General features: G+C 47.0%; 15 protein-coding genes. 12 read left to right on the forward strand and 3 right to left on the reverse strand.

Features of this window, described 5'->3' with window-relative positions; all coding sequences use genetic code 11:
* Positions 1-89: 89 nt before the first annotated feature.
* Positions 90-782, reverse strand: coding sequence for a monofunctional biosynthetic peptidoglycan transglycosylase (gene mtgA / locus A2F46_RS08515; RefSeq protein ID WP_066569264.1), 693 nt, complete (start codon positions 780-782; stop codon positions 90-92).
* Entirely contained in the window at positions 779-1597 is an 819-nt protein-coding gene (gene aroE, locus A2F46_RS08520; protein ID WP_066569269.1) for a shikimate dehydrogenase, read from the reverse strand. The genes mtgA and aroE overlap by 4 nt, the downstream gene beginning before the upstream one ends.
* 435 nt (positions 1598-2032) lie before the next feature.
* On the opposite strand from aroE, the gene glnA reads away from it, so the two are divergent.
* Together glnA and A2F46_RS08530 are read left to right on the forward strand one after the other, a co-directional pair.
* Complete coding sequence (gene glnA, locus A2F46_RS08525) at positions 2033-3451, forward strand: type I glutamate--ammonia ligase (RefSeq protein ID WP_066569271.1); 1419 nt, start codon at positions 2033-2035, stop codon at positions 3449-3451.
* A 454-nt stretch (positions 3452-3905) separates the two neighbouring features.
* Entirely contained in the window at positions 3906-4265 is a 360-nt protein-coding gene (locus tag A2F46_RS08530; RefSeq protein ID WP_066569273.1) for a NirD/YgiW/YdeI family stress tolerance protein, read from the forward strand.
* Between the two features lie 131 nt (positions 4266-4396).
* On the opposite strand, the gene yegQ is transcribed toward A2F46_RS08530, so the two are convergent.
* Entirely contained in the window at positions 4397-5758 is a 1362-nt protein-coding gene (yegQ, locus tag A2F46_RS08535) for a tRNA 5-hydroxyuridine modification protein YegQ (protein WP_066569276.1), read from the reverse strand.
* A gap of 295 nt (positions 5759-6053) precedes the next feature.
* Between yegQ and A2F46_RS08540 the strand changes: the two genes are divergently transcribed.
* The 10 genes from A2F46_RS08540 to cas6f all read left to right on the forward strand — a co-directional run bounded on the left by A2F46_RS08540 (position 6054) and on the right by cas6f (position 16356).
* Complete coding sequence (locus A2F46_RS08540) at positions 6054-6818, forward strand: alpha/beta fold hydrolase (RefSeq protein WP_231867753.1); 765 nt, start codon at positions 6054-6056, stop codon at positions 6816-6818.
* A gap of 54 nt (positions 6819-6872) precedes the next feature.
* On the forward strand, positions 6873-7637 hold the full coding sequence (recO, locus tag A2F46_RS08545) for a DNA repair protein RecO (RefSeq protein ID WP_066569283.1): 765 nt from the start codon (positions 6873-6875) through the stop codon (positions 7635-7637).
* Between the two features lie 544 nt (positions 7638-8181).
* Positions 8182-8967: a type I-F CRISPR-associated endonuclease Cas1f gene (gene cas1f / locus A2F46_RS08555; RefSeq protein ID WP_231867754.1), complete on the forward strand. Its 786-nt coding sequence runs from the start codon at positions 8182-8184 to the stop codon at positions 8965-8967.
* Positions 8952-9143, forward strand: coding sequence for a hypothetical protein (locus tag A2F46_RS13035; protein WP_231867755.1), 192 nt, complete (start codon positions 8952-8954; stop codon positions 9141-9143). Before cas1f ends, A2F46_RS13035 begins: the two co-directional genes overlap by 16 nt.
* Positions 9140-10495 (forward strand): HD domain-containing protein, encoded by a 1356-nt coding sequence (locus A2F46_RS12610; protein ID WP_197457616.1) that lies wholly within the window; start codon positions 9140-9142, stop codon positions 10493-10495. Before A2F46_RS13035 ends, A2F46_RS12610 begins: the two co-directional genes overlap by 4 nt.
* A 226-nt stretch (positions 10496-10721) precedes the next feature.
* Positions 10722-12506, forward strand: coding sequence for a hypothetical protein (locus A2F46_RS12615; RefSeq protein WP_197457617.1), 1785 nt, complete (start codon positions 10722-10724; stop codon positions 12504-12506).
* A gap of 12 nt (positions 12507-12518) precedes the next feature.
* Positions 12519-13775 (forward strand): type I-F CRISPR-associated protein Csy1, encoded by a 1257-nt coding sequence (gene csy1 / locus A2F46_RS08565; RefSeq protein WP_066569288.1) that lies wholly within the window; start codon positions 12519-12521, stop codon positions 13773-13775.
* A complete protein-coding gene (gene csy2 / locus A2F46_RS08570) occupies positions 13775-14722 on the forward strand; it encodes a type I-F CRISPR-associated protein Csy2 (RefSeq protein WP_066569289.1) in 948 nt (315 codons plus the stop codon). The genes csy1 and csy2 overlap by 1 nt, the downstream gene beginning before the upstream one ends.
* A 24-nt stretch (positions 14723-14746) precedes the next feature.
* On the forward strand, positions 14747-15763 hold the full coding sequence (csy3, locus tag A2F46_RS08575) for a type I-F CRISPR-associated protein Csy3 (protein WP_066569291.1): 1017 nt from the start codon (positions 14747-14749) through the stop codon (positions 15761-15763).
* 2 nt (positions 15764-15765) lie between these two features.
* Positions 15766-16356 (forward strand): type I-F CRISPR-associated endoribonuclease Cas6/Csy4, encoded by a 591-nt coding sequence (cas6f, locus tag A2F46_RS08580; RefSeq protein ID WP_066569299.1) that lies wholly within the window; start codon positions 15766-15768, stop codon positions 16354-16356.
* The last annotated feature ends 260 nt before the right edge of the window (positions 16357-16616 follow it).

Here is a 16616-nt window from a genome sequence, read left to right on the forward strand (position 1 = left end):
TGGTTCACAAACTTGCTATCAAGGAATGGCTTAACCATGCCCAAATCAGTTTGGAATGAAGGTTGTGGGTGTGCAGTAAAGGAAACCAGCTAATCACTATCCGGCAATTCAGCCGAGCCCATGCGCCGCAAAATCACATTGGTTTTGTGGCGCATGGCTCGATCTTTGGGGTGCTCAGCATAATACAATGGCCGAGGCACTCGAGCCGCCAGTTGTGCACTTTGCTGTGGGGACAATTGAGCAGCCGCGCGATGGAAGAGCGTTTGGCTGGCTGCTTCGGCGCCAAAAACGCCATAATCCCATTCAATCACATTGAGATACAAGGCATAAATACGGTCTTTATCGGTAGTGGCTTCCAAAAGCGCCGTAATCAAAGCTTCTTCCAATTTTCGAAAATAGTTACGGCTTTCGGTGAGAAATAGATTTTTGGCCAACTGCTGGCTAATTGTTGAACCGCCCGCTTCCACATGCCCATTGCGTTTATTTTTTTGAATGGCGGTGCGGATTCCATTCCAGTCAAAGCCATCGTGTTCCGCAAAACGAGCATCCTCGGAGGCGATCAGTGCTTTTTTCAGATTGGCGGAGATTCGATTGTAGGGAACCCACTGGTAATTTAACACCACGTCTGGTCGCTCAGTTTTGAATTGGTGCATCCGCATCAGCATGAACATGGTTTGGTGCGGAGCCACGGCGCGATAGACCAAAATACTGCCATACACATAGGCGTTGAAGATCAACAGTGCCGACAGCAGCACTGCGAACGCCCATTTCAGCACACTCATGCCTGCTCCATATTGGCGCGCACGGCATCCACCACCATGGCCACATCAGGTTCAAAGCCATGCCACAAGGCATAAGATGCGGCTGCTTGCGCAACCAGCATGCCCAATCCATCCGCCACTTTCAGGCAACCTGCTTGACGTGCCGCTTGTAAAAATGGGGTTAATTGAGGCGCATACATCATGTCGTAAACGAACTCCGCCCTGCCCAAAACAGAGGTTGCCACCGGCAAATCAATGCCTTGTAGGCTGCCTGAAGTGGCATTAATCACCACATCATAATCATCGTCTAGGTCGCCCAAAGTGGATATCCGTAAATCAATACTGGGAAAGGCATCCTGTAATACCTTCGCGTTATGTAGCGTGCGATTGGCCACAGTTAAACTTTTTGGGTGTTGCGCCCACAAAGGGGTCAATACCCCTTGAGCGGCGCCTCCGGCGCCCAATAACAAAATCCGTTTCCCGCGTAAGTCCATGCCTTGCAATTGAGTGATGTCGCGAATCAACCCCACGCCATCAGTATTGTCTCCAAGCAAAGTACCTTCGTGCCAAAACAGCGTGTTCACCGCGTGTGCGGCCTGTGCCCGAGTCGTGCATTGATCAGCCATGGCAAAAGCCTGTGCTTTGAACGGCACCGTCACATTGGCACCCACACCGCCAGCAGCCAAAAATGACCTAACAGCACCGGGAAAATCATCCAACGGCGCCAAAATAGCTTGATACACCAAATCGCGCCCTTCTTGTTGAGCAAACAGCCGATGAATTTGTGGGGAACGGCTGTGTGCAATCGGGTGACCAAAAACCGCATAAAAGCTCATAAATTTGCTTATCTCAAAATAGCAACAAAGTGAGCCATATTATGCGGACTCCTTTTGTTATCGGCAAATTCTCTGGCACTTTATTTCAAACACTGACGACATTTTTTGCCTGGCCTGAAGCCAATTGGCTTGGGAAGATCAGCAAACTCAAACATATCTTAGCCATAATCTGTCTGCAAGACTCCATCCATGCTCATAATCTAAGGTATTTATGGGTACTACCGTCATTATGTTTTTATACATCATAAATCTCGATATAAAAAACAGAGAAATGAAAGATTTAATATAAATATCAATATATTAATATATTCATGTCAAATAAATTTGATTTTTTTGCATCGCCGCATTCTTTTCGGCTTTTGATTGTGGCAGAATCAGCGAGACCTTTACTGAGAGCGTCATTTTTCTCTTTATATCCATAACGGGAGTCTATCTATGTCCATTAAAGATGTAGTCAGCATGATTGAAGAAAACGAAGTCAAATTCCTTGACTTGCGTTTCACCGATACCAAAGGCAAACAGCAACACGTTTCTGTACCTGCTCGTATCTTATTAGAAGATCCAGAAGAGTGGTTTGAAAACGGCCAAGCGTTTGATGGTTCGTCTATTGCCGGTTGGAAAGGCATTCAGGCTTCCGACATGACCTTGAAGCCCGATGCCGACACCGCGTTTTTGGATCCCTTCTACGACGAAGCCACAGTGGTATTAACTTGTGACGTAATTGATCCTGCCAATGGCCAAGGCTATGACCGCGATCCTCGCTCTATCGCCAAACGTGCCGAAGCCTATTTAAAAGCATCTGGCATTGGTGATACTGCTTATTTTGGCCCAGAGCCCGAATTCTTCGTTTTTGATGGCGTGGAATGGGAAACAGGCATGGGCGGCACCCGCTACAAAATTCATTCTGAAGAAGCAGCTTGGTCAAGCGGCGAATCTTACGATGGTCAAAATACTGGTCACCGCCCAGGTGTTAAAGGCGGTTACTTCCCCGTAGCACCTGTGGATTCAGGACAAGATCTGCGCTCTGCTTGCACCCTGGTGTTGGAAGAAATCGGCATTCCTGTAGAAGTACACCACCATGAAGTGGCCACTGCAGGCCAAATGGAAATCGGTACCCGCTTCAATACTCTGACCCGTCGCGCTGACTGGACTCAGGATATGAAATACGTTGTTCAAAATGTAGCCCACAGTTTTGGCAAAACTGCCACTTTCATGCCCAAACCCATTTTGGGCGACAATGGCTCAGGCATGCACGTGCATCAGTCAATTTGGAAAGATGGTCAAAACTTGTTTGCTGGTGATGGCTACGCTGGTTTGTCAGACACTGCGTTGTACTACATCGGTGGCATCATCAAACACGCTAAAGCATTAAATGCATTAACCAACCCTTCCACCAATTCATACAAACGCTTGGTTCCTCATTTCGAGGCACCAACTAAATTGGCTTATTCTGCCAAAAACCGTTCGGCTTCTATCCGCATTCCGCATGTGCCCAGCGCCAAAGCTCGACGCATCGAATGCCGTTTCCCGGATCCAACTGCCAACTCATATCTGGCCTTTGCTGCTTTGATGATGGCTGGCTTGGATGGCATCCAAAACAAAATTCACCCGGGAGACCCTGCAGACAAAAACCTGTATGACTTGCCGCCAGAAGAAGATGCTTTGGTACCAACCGTATGCGCCTCTCTGGAAGAAGCCCTGGAAGCATTGAAAGCAGATCACGAGTTCTTGACTCGCGGTGGCGTATTCAGCCAAGATTGGATTGAAAGCTACATCGAACTGAAAGAAGACGATGTCCGCAAAATCCGCATGGCGCCACACCCACTTGAATTTGAAATGTATTACAGCCTGTAAATCAATAGATTTATAGAGATCAATACATGAGCAAAACCTGTTCCGTAACGATTTCATTTATACTGTCTTTTTTAGAATCAGTATTCATGTGAACCGTTACGGAATATTTTTTCATAGCACATGACGTCATACCACACGATTATTCCACTCCCATAGCACCCTCATTGCCACAAATACTCTCTCTTTTCCGTGCTCCTATTAAACCACTTCAACGCAACGGCATATTAAGCTGGTCTCACCCATTTTTACAAAGCTTGATGCTGAATAACCGCAGCTACAATTCTGCTGAGTAAAATGCTTTTTTCATACGAACCTGAACGTTCATGCTGTATGAATAGTTGATTTTCAGCTACCATGTCCGCAATGGCTAGGGTATATCAGCCACATTTAAAAGACGATTATCTCGTCAACCCTAGATAGATTATTATTTTTTACTTATAGAGAAGAATTACTTATGTTCAAAACTTCTGTTGCCAAACACGGCTTGATGTTAACCAGTCTCATTTTGGGTTTCAGTGCATTTGCGCAAGCACAATCTACACATCCGACAACACCCATCAGCATCGCAGCTGCTCAAGCATTGCCAAACGATAGCCACGTGACGTTGGAAGGTGTTTTAACCAAAAAAATCAAACACGAACATTATGAATTAAAAGACGCCAGCGGCACGATTGTGGTCGACATCGATGATAAACGCTGGCCTCATGGTAAAGCCGCCAACATTGGTCAAAAAATTCGAGTATGGGGGGAAGTGGATACGCACCGCTATCGTGCCAAAGACATTGACGTGGATAAAGTTGAAATCATCCACTGATTGCGACCATCACACCTGAGTGCAATGGCATCAATCAATAATATGAAAGATGATTTCTATATTCAGCTTGCATTCTCGATGAAAAAAAAGGCTGCCTGAATCATTCAGGCAGCCTTTTTTCAAGAAATCAATTAAGCAGCTTGCGGTAAAATACGCGCAATCAAAGCATGTTCTTTACCTTGCATTTCTGGAATTTGCACTTCAATGCCATTACCGGGTGCGACCACCACCGTTTCCCCTTTACGGCGCATGCCCGACAACTCAATCACTTGGTTCCCGGTAGGATGAATAATTTCCAATTGGTCGCCCACTGAGAATTTATTCTTCACTTCAATAGTGGCCCAACCTGCTGCATCTACGGTCAAGACCTTGCCCACATACTGACTTTGCTTGGCCAAAGAATGCCCAGCCAAATAATTTTGATAATCTTGTGTCTGATGGCGCTCCAAAAAGCCAGTGGTGTAACCCCGATTGGCCAACCCTTCCAATTCAGCCAATAAACCATAATCAAAAGGTTTGCCAGCCACCGCATCGTCAATCGCATGACGATAGGCTTGTGCCGTGCGCGCCACGTAATACACAGACTTAGTTCGGCCTTCAATTTTCAATGAATCAACGCCAATTTCAGCCAATTTGGCGACCTGTTCGATGGCCCGTAAATCTCGGGAATTCATGATGTAGGTGCCATGTTCGTCTTCCATAATTGGCATCATTTCACCGGGACGATTGGCCTCTTCAATCAAATATACCTTATTGGCCAAGGGGTGCCGCTCCTGCCCATTGAGTCCTTGAAAGCCTTGATCGGCCTGCGCTTGTGCCTGATGAAAATCAAAGCCTTGCAACAGCTGAGCATCGCCAGCATCACTTTCTTCGGCATTGTGTACTTTGTAATCCCAGCGACACGCATTGGTACACGTTCCTTGATTGGGATCGCGGTGATTAAAATAGCCCGATAACAAACAGCGGCCTGAATACGCAATACACAATGCGCCGTGCACAAACACTTCCAACTCCATATCCGGACATTGTTGGCGAATTTCGGCAATTTCATCCATGCTCAATTCGCGCGATAGAATAATGCGTTGAACACCGATTTTTTGCCAGAATTGCACTCCCCAAGCATTGGTGGTATTGGCCTGAACCGATAAATGAATGGGCACTTCCGGCCATTTTTCACGCACTTTCATGATTAATCCCGGATCAGCCATAATCAGCGCATCCGGTTTCATGGCAATAATCGGCTCCATATCAGCCAGATACGTTTTCAATTTGGCATTGTGTGGCAAAATATTGCTGGCCAAAAAGAATTTCTTTCCACGCGCATGTGCTTCATTAATGCCGGTTTCCAATTCAGGCAAGCGAGCAAACTCATTGTTGCGCGCCCGCAGTGAATAGCGCGGAGTACCGGCATAAACAGCATCAGCGCCATAATCAAAAGCAGCGCGCATGCGCTCCAAACCGCCCGCAGGCAACAATAACTCCGGTGCTTTCATGTGTATTTTAACTTTCCAATGATGTCATCAGGTGTGTGGCTGGTAACGATTTCAGGCAGCCCGTCAATCCATCAAGCTGCCTGAAAGCTAAGTCTTTGTTATAGGTAAAATTGTCCACTTTTTTCTTTGCGCGGTCAATTCGGATAGACGACCTCATAATACCGTAATCTTTTATGTGTAAAGCGCAGAGAAATCCCATGGATGGTAGATTAGCAAGTGCGCCATCCGTCCCTAGCACCTATACTGAAGCAGAGCATAGAAAAATTAACCATTATTCCCAGCTAGGACATCCCTGATGAATGGCTTTATCGACTACAACACCGCCCGCTTACATTACCAAATACTCGGCAATGACAGCGCCCCTACCTTGGTTTTATTACATGGTGGTTTAGGCTCCAGCCAAGATTTCGCGGCTATTTTGCCTACATTAATACCGCTATTCCGTATTGTGGCCATAGACAGCCGTGGCCAAGGACAATCCACATTGGGCACCATTCCACTCACCTATGCACAAATGGCCGATGACGTAGCGAAAATTCTGGGCCTCCTCAATATTCAACACTATAGCGTGCTGGGATTCAGTGATGGCGGCATTGTTGCCTATCGCTTGGCAACCAGCAGCAACAATATTGAAAAAGTCATCACGATAGGTGCCCATTGGCACATCGACAATCTCACCACCATTCGACCGATGTACGAAGCCATAGATGAAGCAACGGTGCGTCAACACATGGCCGAACAATGTGATCACTACCTCAACACCAACCCAGACGCCAATTTGCGCCGCCTCATCGACAGCTTAAAAACCCTATGGTTGGACGGCAGCAACACTGGCTACCCCAATGCAAACATCCAACGCATACAAACACCTGTATTGGCCATCCGCGGAGAACATGATTTTCTTCTGTCCAATCCCGATTTAATGGCGCTGGCAGCCTGCACACCAGACACCCACTGCATGAATGTGCCTTTCGCCGCTCATGAAGTACTCAAAGAACAACCTGAAATCGTGTTGCCTGCCATCCTGTTCTTTTTACAAACATTCAGGCAGCAAGCATAAACACGCCCGACGTTTCAGTATAATGACGCTATTGTTTGCTGACAGCCCACCCGCATGACCACCCATAACCAACGCATTAACCACCAACCTGCTTTCCTACTCAGCACCAGCCCTTGGCGCGAAAGCAGTTTGCTGGTTGAACTATTTACCCGCGACCACGGCCGCGTCGCCATGATTGCGCGCAGCGCGCGCAAACGCCAAAGTGAACTACGTGGTGTATTGGTCCCGTTCACGCCACTATTAGTATCCTGGTTTGGCAGCGCTGAATTAAAAACCCTGCATCGTGCCGAATGGTTGGGCGGCTGGCCGCAGCCGCAAGGACAAGCATTATTCAGCGGCCTATATGTCAATGAACTGGTGCAGAAGCTCACTGCCCGAGAAGACCCCATGCCTACCCTCTATACTGCCTTGTTTGAGGTGATGCGCAGCATTAGCCAAACCCCAGTGCACCATCAATGGGCACCATTACGCTATTTCGAGTGGACTTTACTGCACGCATTAGGCATCGCCCCTGACATCAGTCAAGATGGACAAGGCCAAGCCATCGATGCCGATACTCAGTATTGGATGCGGGCAGAACACCCGCCCATCTCACTCAATACCGTAGCTTCTTTGCCACCCAACTCAGCAGAATCGGGCGTAGCCATACATGGTGAGACATTAACCGCACTCAACCAACATGCACTCAGCTCCACTCGAGCACAACAGCAAGCACTACGCCTAACCCGACTATTGATTGATTTCAGGCTGCCTGAAGGCATCCACAGCCGAAATATACTGAAGCAAATTCAATCCTATTACTCAGGTTCAGACTACTAGGCCTTCTGCCGCGCTGCCAATTGGCGCAACCCATTTTAAGATCACGACCTCGTGTGTATCCATTCATTCAAGTGAATGTAGCCACTCTTATCAACGTTACAATTAGCCATGATCAGCTATTGCACCAATCAACACTCAGCAAACAAATGGTCATTTCTTGCCCATGATCAGCCCTGGGTTTGAATGGGGCAAGGCAATCAGGAATCAAATACCCCCGAAAAAAAAATGCCATGTTGATGATGGTAATTAACTACGTTCAACATACCGCAGCGATCGAAACAGCTGACGCAATGAATCATTATTTGGTCTATCGCTGCTCATCTCGATTAAAAGGTGCATTGCAACCTTGCTTTGGCATACATCAGCATTCAGGTAACTTAATGCGCACACAAAATCAGCGGCATCCGCTGCTGATTTTTCTACACACTTACCTTATGATTTCACCCATCACCACCCAATGCAGCAATGTTTAAGCTAAATCAAATGGCTGTTAAACCATTGTGATAAAACAATAACCAGTAGCGGCATTAAAAAAAGGGAAAACATGGAGCAGCTCACCGATTTAAAAGCCATTCTGCATTCCAAGCGTGCCAATCTTTTTTACTTGGAACACTGCCGCGTGATGCAAAAAGATGGGCGAGTGCTTTATCTCACCGAAGCCAAAAACGAAAATCAATACTGGAATATTCCCATTGCCAACACCACTGTCATCCTTCTGGGCACAGGCACTTCCATTACTCAGGCAGCCATGCGCATGCTCGCCAGTGCCGGAGTGCTTGTGGGCTTTTGCGGCGGCGGCAGCACCCCGCTCTTTGCTGGCAGCGAAATCGAATGGCTGAACCCTCAAAGTGAATACCGCCCCACCGAATACGTACAAGGCTGGCTGTCATTTTGGTTTGAACCCGAGCACCGTTTGGCAGTGGCCAAGCAGTTCCAATTGGCCCGTATTGCCTATATCCGCCGTGTTTGGGCGGCTGATCGTGATTTGCAAGGCGAAGGCTTTTATCCTGATGATGCCGATATTCAGGCGGCCTTAAGCCAGTTTGAACGCAAAATCCCTACCACCCAAAAGGTGGGCGATTTATTGCTGGCTGAAGCCGCTACCACCAAATTGCTATACAAAGCGGCGGCGCAACGCTGCAACGACATCAACTTCAACCGCAACCCCGACGAAGGCGACTTGGCCAATAATTTTCTCAATCACGGCAATTATTTAGCCTATGGCTTAGCCGCTACTACCCTTTGGGTATTGGGCATACCTCATGGCTTTGCAGTCATGCACGGCAAAACTCGCGAGGTGCGCTGGTGTTTGACGTGGCCGACTTGGTAAAAGATGCCATCGTCTTGCCATGGGCCTTTGTCTGTGCTCAAGAAGGCATGAAAGAACAAGAATTTCGCCAACAAATTCTGCAAAAATTCACCGAACACCAAGCTTTGGACTGGATGTTTGAACAAGTGAAAAAACAGGCTAGGCCAGACATAATCACCAAGGATGGTGAATTATGATGGTAACGTTCATCAGCCAGTGCGAAAAAAAAGCATTGGCCCGCACCCGCCGTGTTTTGGATGCCTTTGCCAACCGCATTGGTGACAACACATGGCAAAGCGTGATGACACAAGAGGGTGTGATGGCGGTGAAGCGCCTTTTGCTCAAAAATGTGACCAAAAACACCGCTGTTTCTTGCCACTGGATTCGCAGTCGCAAACGCAGCGAATTGCTTTGGGTAGTGGGAAATCGGCGTCGCTTCAACAGCGAAGGGTGGGTTCCCGTGAACACCACGCGCGTAAATTTAATCAAGAATGACTGGGAAAATGATTGGCCTCATTTGCCTTTAATCAAATCTCTGACTGCTGTGGCGGCGTTGTTGCACGATTGGGGCAAAGCCAGTGTCTTATTTCAAGGTAAACTGCGCCCAACCAGACAAAATAGCGCCGATCCTCTGCGGCACGAATGGGTTTCTTGTTTACTGCTGCACGCACTGGTTCGCCTTTCAGGCAACACAAATGATGACCAAGGCTGGCTTAATTTGCTTATCCACATGAATTGGTCTGAGCAAGCCATTCAAAAGCAAGTGGCCACAGAAGGCGCACACCTTAATGCATTGAGTGCGCTGCCCCCCATGGCCCAATGTGTCGCGTGGCTATTGGTTTCTCACCACCGCCTACCAGATTGCCCCACGCCATCGCAATATTCCGACACCTGTAAAACCGAATTATCCAGTTTACTGTCTGAAATCAACAGTAGCTGGGGTTATCAAAATTGCCACGATGAAATCGAGTACGCCAAGCGGGTGAAAAAATGCCTCTCATTCCAACATGGCTTACTGCAAAACGCACCGATGTGGCGCCAGCAATTACAAAAATGGTCGAGCCGTTTACTGCAACTACAAATGCAAGCCGAGCACGCATATAACGATGGCAGCTGGCGCTTGGTGTTGCAGCTGTCGCGCCTATGTCTGATGTTGGGTGATCACTATTATTCTTCTTGCAATGCCGATCCAAAATGGGCTGAAATCACTCATCTATTTGCCAATACAGATAGAAACAGGCAACTCAAGCAAAAATTAGATGAGCATTTGGTGCATGTTTGCCGCCATGCTCTTCAGGCAGCCCAATCACTCAACCGATTTAGCGATGAGATGGCGCAAGCTGAAGATGTGCGCGCACTGCGGCGTAAAAGCCAGCGGCCTTCGCTTGGCAAGATCAAGCGGTCAGTGCCATTGTACGACACCGCAAAGAACATCCACGAGCCGGGACTGAAGGCTGGTTTGTGGTCAACATGGCCAGTACCGGCAAAGGCAAAACGCTGGCCAATGCCAAAATCATGCGTGCACTCTCCCCCACTGGCGACGCCTTAAGATATATTTTGGCATTGGGGCTGCGCACCTTAACCCTACAAACTGGTGTGGCGTATCGCGAACAACTGAACCTAAACAACCAAGAACTGGCTGTTTTGATTGGCTCGCAGGCAGTACAAGAGTTACAACAGCAGGCACAAGCTCAGCTAGCGTCCAACCAACCCCAAAAAAATATAGGCTCCGAATCATTGGAAGACCTTATTGATGGGTTTCCAGACAATGAAGAATGCCAGATGTGCCTTGTTTATCGGTGTTGTTCCCACCCAAAAAATCCACCAAAAATCGTGCCCTACTGTATAAACCAGTGTTGGTATGCACCATAGACCACATTATGGCGGCCACAGAAACACGCCGTGGCGGCAAATATATGCTGCCGCTGTTGCGCCTCATGTCATCCGATTTGGTGATTGATGAAGTGGACGATTTCGATCCCACCGATTTGGTGGCCATTACTCGGTTGGTGCATTTAGCAGGCATGCTGGGTCGCAAAGTGATGATTTCATCGGCTACTATTCCACCTGCACTGGCTCAAGGCTTTTTCCACGCCTATTGGGCAGGCTGGCGCATTCACACGGCATTTAAGCAAAGCTCAGCTGCACCAATCCACGCCATGTGGGTAGATGAATTTAAAACACGCATTGCGCACCTGCCTTATGCAACGCAGGAACCCAGCCAAAATGCTTTTCAGGCAGCCCATACTCGCTTTATTGAAATCCGAGCGCTTGCCTTGCGCCAACAGCCGATAAAGCACCTAGCTTATATAATTCCTTGTGCCGATTTGTTGCCGGAAAACACTGGCACCAAGATAGAAATACTCGAATCTAAGCAGGAGGCCTATTTCGAGCGGATCCGTGAACACATCCTACAATTGCATACTATGCACCACAGCATAGACCTTCAAACTGGCAAAAAGGTCTCATTTGGGGTGGTACGTGTGGCCAATATTGGGCCGTGTGCGGCACTCACTCAATACCTACTTCGTGCTGATTGGCCATCTCATAGTGCGCCGCGCATCATGGCCTACCATAGCCGCCAGATCCTGCTGTTGCGCAGCGAGCAAGAGTGTCATTTAGATGCCGTGCTCAATCGAAAGGAAAAGCCGGAAGATTCTCCTGCAGCCTTTGCGCACCCGATTATTCGAGCACATCTCGATGAAGTTGAAGCTGAACATGTATTATTCATTTTGGTGGCGACCCCTGTGGAAGAAGTGGGGCGAGATCATGATTTTGACTGGGCCATCATTGAGCCATCTTCGTATCGCTCTATTATCCAGTTGGCAGGCCGAGTTTGGCGCCATCGTGATGCACCCAACACATTGATTACACCCAACATTGCCATTCTCCAATACAATCTCAAAGCATTACAAAACAAAGAACCAGCATTCGCACATCCCGGCTATGAAAAATCGAAAGGCAGCCATTTCCATCTAAAAAGCAAAGACATGGTTGCTCTTTTGGGGAATCCAGCAACATCCTTTCCCATCAATGCAATCCCACGCATTCAAGCTGCGACGGCTTTGCAGGTGCAAGATCGCTTGGCTGATTTAGAACACGCTGTACTCCACCATGAATTAACCAACACAACCAAAGCTGGTGCAAGCAGCCTCAATGGTTGGCTCAAAGAATGCTGGTGGTTAACTGCATTGCCTTTGCGCTTGAAACCATTTCGCAAATCACAACCGCAAATTCAGCTCTGCGCCGAAGCCAAAGGCCAAAGCTTTGAATTCTGCATCCCTGACGGTGATGGAGCCTGGCTGCCTTGTACCCAAGTCATGAATATTCACATCAAGCAACTAGATGCCAAGGATCGTGAACGACTCTGGCTTAAGCGCGACTACGTGGCGTTATTAACCCAACGCGCAGAGCAACAATGCACCGATGCCGATGCCTTAGCATATGAAATAACCAAGCAATCTCATCGTTATGGCGAACTAATGCTGCCTGAACCCCAAGCAGGGAACGCATTTCATTATTCAGATGATTTGGGCCTGATTAAAACCCAAAACAATTAACGGAGGGCAAACATGACTCAAGCAATACATGCTTTTTTGGCGGAACGCCAAGACAATTGGCTCAAAGCGAAACTTAAAGGAATAACGGATGAAACGGAGATTGCGGACATTCAGCAGCAGGCCTCCGAAAAATTCAGTTTGGCACAATGGGTTCCGGATGCCGCCAGAAGAGCGGGACAACTGACCATAGTTAGCCACCCAGGTAAATTCAGTCACCCCAGAGCTCAGATAAGCGACATCATTGCACCTTCACTTCCAATGACAGACGGATTCATTCGTTCTGGAAATGTGTCATTAGCACTGGACATCATTGGCAGTGCTGCGGCCATTGATGCTTATAAATTTCTGTCCTTAAAACTCAAAGATAAAAAAACTATATTGGAACATTTGGATGCCGACACAGCATACATCCAACAAGTGTTGAAGCTGCCTAAAAGCATCTATCAAACAACACGACTAAATTTTTTAAAAATCAAATCTTCCAATCTCGAGAAACAAACCCATAATTTAATTAAACAAATTTATTTTCCCATTAACAATAATGAGTACCACTTGCTATCTGTTCTTACGCCCTCAGGCTTGCTGTCAGAATTAAAAGAGCGGATTCGTACCATGCGATTTTCAGACAAGGCCAAAGCCGCGCGCCTAAACTTCAAACATCATCTTTTTGATGAAACTGGTTTTGATGATATCTATGGTTTGTCCATCATTGCTTATGGAAGTGCTAATCCACAAGGCATTAGTGTCTTAAATAGTAGTAATTCAGGTAAGTATTACTTACTACCCTGTTTACCTCCTGAATTACAGCAACGCAATATCCGCATCCCTCATAGGGATTTTTTCCAACAATGTTTATATCCGTCTACTTTTGTAAATAATTTCCAATTTTTGCACCATAAGATGAAAGACAGTCGTAATAATTGGCAAAACCGAAATGAAATCCGTGATGTAATCAGTTTTATTATTGACCGTATTTTGAGTCTGTCTCTACTTATCCGTCACGATCCAAACCTACCACAAAACTGGTCAACCGCAGACAATTGTATCTTACCGAATGCCCAAAAAATCTGGCTAGATGCTGCTCGTGCACCAGAGCGAGAACAAAATGATGAATGGCGCGACCATATTGCAACTGATTTGGCTCACTGGTTTATCAAAACATATCAAAAAATACTGTCAAATAAGGCATTCTTGTTAGCAGATGGGGAGTTAATAGCCATTAAACAGGCTGTTTTGAGTGCACTCGAAAAAGACAAGGAGAATTTCTAATGCGTCGTTTTTTATTTATACCTAATTTGCAAATACATAATGCCAACGCACTAAGTAGTCCCATTTCAATAGGATTTCCTGCTATGACTGCATGGATGGGAGCCATGCATGCGCTGCAGCGCAAAATCCAAACATTAGGTCAATGCACTCTTTCACTCAAGAGCCTAGCCATCAGTTGCCATTCAGCAGAATTACAAACTTATAAAGGTGACTCAGATTTTGAGTACTCTATCATTATTAAAAAAACGCCATTGATATTTGATAAGAAATACACTAGTAAATATCCCAAAGGGATGTTCCGCAATATGTATGATGCGCCACTGACAGGAGATGGTTTCATCGAAGAGGCTCGTTGTCATCTCGATGTTTCTCTGCTGATTGAGTGCGAAAGCTTAGAAGGCGATCAAGAAGCACTGCTACTGGCTGCCATCCAATCGTTAGTGCATACCATGAAATGGGCCAGCGGCGATGTCTTGGCTGTGGGTTCCTGCCAGATTCTCCATTATGACCCTGATGCCGATGGCGCCACAGCCGATTTACGCAAAATCCGAAATAGGTTAATGCCTGGGCATGTACTGATTGAACGGCGCGATTTGGTACAACAAGCCATGCAGGAACAACAATTAGATGCGCTGGATGCAGTATTGGCCTATCTGAAAGTTCAACATCGGCCCGAACGTGATGACAATGGCCAAATTACATGGACCGCACAACGCCAAGTACCGGGTTGGCTGGTTCCCATCGCAGTGGGCTTCCAAGGCATCTCCGATTTGGGATTGGCGAAAAACCAAAGAGATCCACATACGCCTCATCGCTTTGCTGAAGCAATCCTTACCCTTGGCCAATTTGTGATGCCATACCGCATTGACGCCATTGATGACATGCTTTGGCACTACCAAACCACGCAAGAGCCCGATTTATATTTATGCAGCAATTCGTCCCACTAACTTTAATCAAAGGAGTCATTCACCATGGCACAACAAAATAACACCGTAGCTACTGTATTGTCTTATGAAAAGAAACTCGTTCCTTCTGATGGTTATCTCTACGGCACCCAATGGACAAACCGCAATGACGCTGCACCGCTCAGACTCATTCCCAAATCCGTGCGCGGCACCATTTCCAACCGCTTGAAAGCAGCCACCGCCAAAGATCCCTTGAAACTGAATGCTGCTGTAGAAAACCCCAATCTACAAACGGTCGATGCATGCGCCTTGGGTGAGACACAAGACACACTAAAATTGTCATTCACCTTAAAAATATTAGCCGGTGTTGAGCAACCATCTGCCTGCAACAATGATGCCTTTCTAAACAGCTACCGCAATGTCGCACAGAAATACATTACCCAGTATGGCTTTACCGCACTGGCCAAGCGCTATGCGATCAATATCGCCAATGCGCGTTTTCTCTGGCGCAATAGAGTCGGTGCAGAAAAAATTGAAGTAGTGGTTAAGCTTGCAGATGAAACAGAGGCTTTGGTCTTCAATGCCCAAAACTACTCACTTAAGGACTTTGAGCAGACAGATACAGCAATACAAACACTGGCGGATAAAATCGCCCAGGCATTGAGCGGTGAGCGCCCATACCTGCTTATCGACATCACTGCATACGCATTGATGGGCAAAGGCCAAGAGGTTTACCCAAGCGAAGAACTGGTATTAGACAAAGGCAAAGGTGACAAAAGTAAGGTTTTGTATCAGGTTCAAGATGTTGCCGCCATGCACTCGCAAAAAATAGGCAATGCCTTGCGCACCATTGATACTTGGTATCCCACCTATGCGGAAACACAAATGCCCATTGCCATTGAACCTTATGGCGCTGTGACCAATCTAGGTAAGGCATTTCGTAATCCCAAAGAGGGTGCCGATTTCTACACCCTATTTGATCGCTATGCATTAGGGGAATCATTACACACACCTGAAGAAGAACACTATGTGATGGCGGTATTGGTCCGTGGCGGCGTATTTGGCCAAAGTGGTAAGGACTGATTATGTACTACTATCAGGAAATAACGCTCATCCCTCAGGCAGAGCTATCACCCTACTCCATCTGGCGCACACTCTATACTCAGCTTCACCTAGCGCTGGTTGAGCATCAAGATGACCAACATGAGGTGGGCATTGGTGTTGCTTTCCCTGCCTATGGTTTCGGCGACAACAGCCCGACCACACTGGGTGCCAAGCTACGTCTTTTCGCGGCAACAGAAGGAGAATTACAGCAGCTGAATATTGCCCATTGGTTAACTCGATTGAGCGATTACGTGCACCTCACAGGCATACGCGCAGTACCAGAACGCAGAATCACTGGCTACTCCAGTTTTTACCGTATTCAAACCAAGAGCAGCCCTGAGCGACTGGCTCGACGACGCGCCAAACAAGGAGATATTAGCTACGAAGATGCACTGGCTCAGTATAACCACAAGGCGCAAATCACCAAACTGCCTTATCTGCAACTCGAAAGCCTGAGTAACGGTCATCCTTTCCGACTTTTCATCGCCAGAAAGCCAGCAACCGGTGTGGGTACGGGTCGTTTCAGCACCTACGGCCTCAGTACCCAAGCCGCTGTTCCAGAATTTGTTTAACCAACCCACTTTCTGGCTAAGTATTTTTTATTATTTTATTTCAATTAGTTAACATATCGCCTCGAAATTTGGGTTTAATCCATATTTTCGAGGCATCTATTTGAATAGAATAATCTTTTGATTAAATCGTTGTTGTTCACTGCCGTTCAGGCAGCTTAGAAATAACCTATACGGCATCTTTGAACCAGCTACCGGTTCACTGCCGTTCAGGCAGCTTAGAAAAGTTTGAAGATATTGTGGCTTAGTAGAACTTGGTTCAC

Source organism: Snodgrassella sp. CFCC 13594 (assembly GCF_001590725.1).
In the GTDB taxonomy this organism is placed as follows: domain Bacteria; phylum Pseudomonadota; class Gammaproteobacteria; order Burkholderiales; family Neisseriaceae; genus Snodgrassella.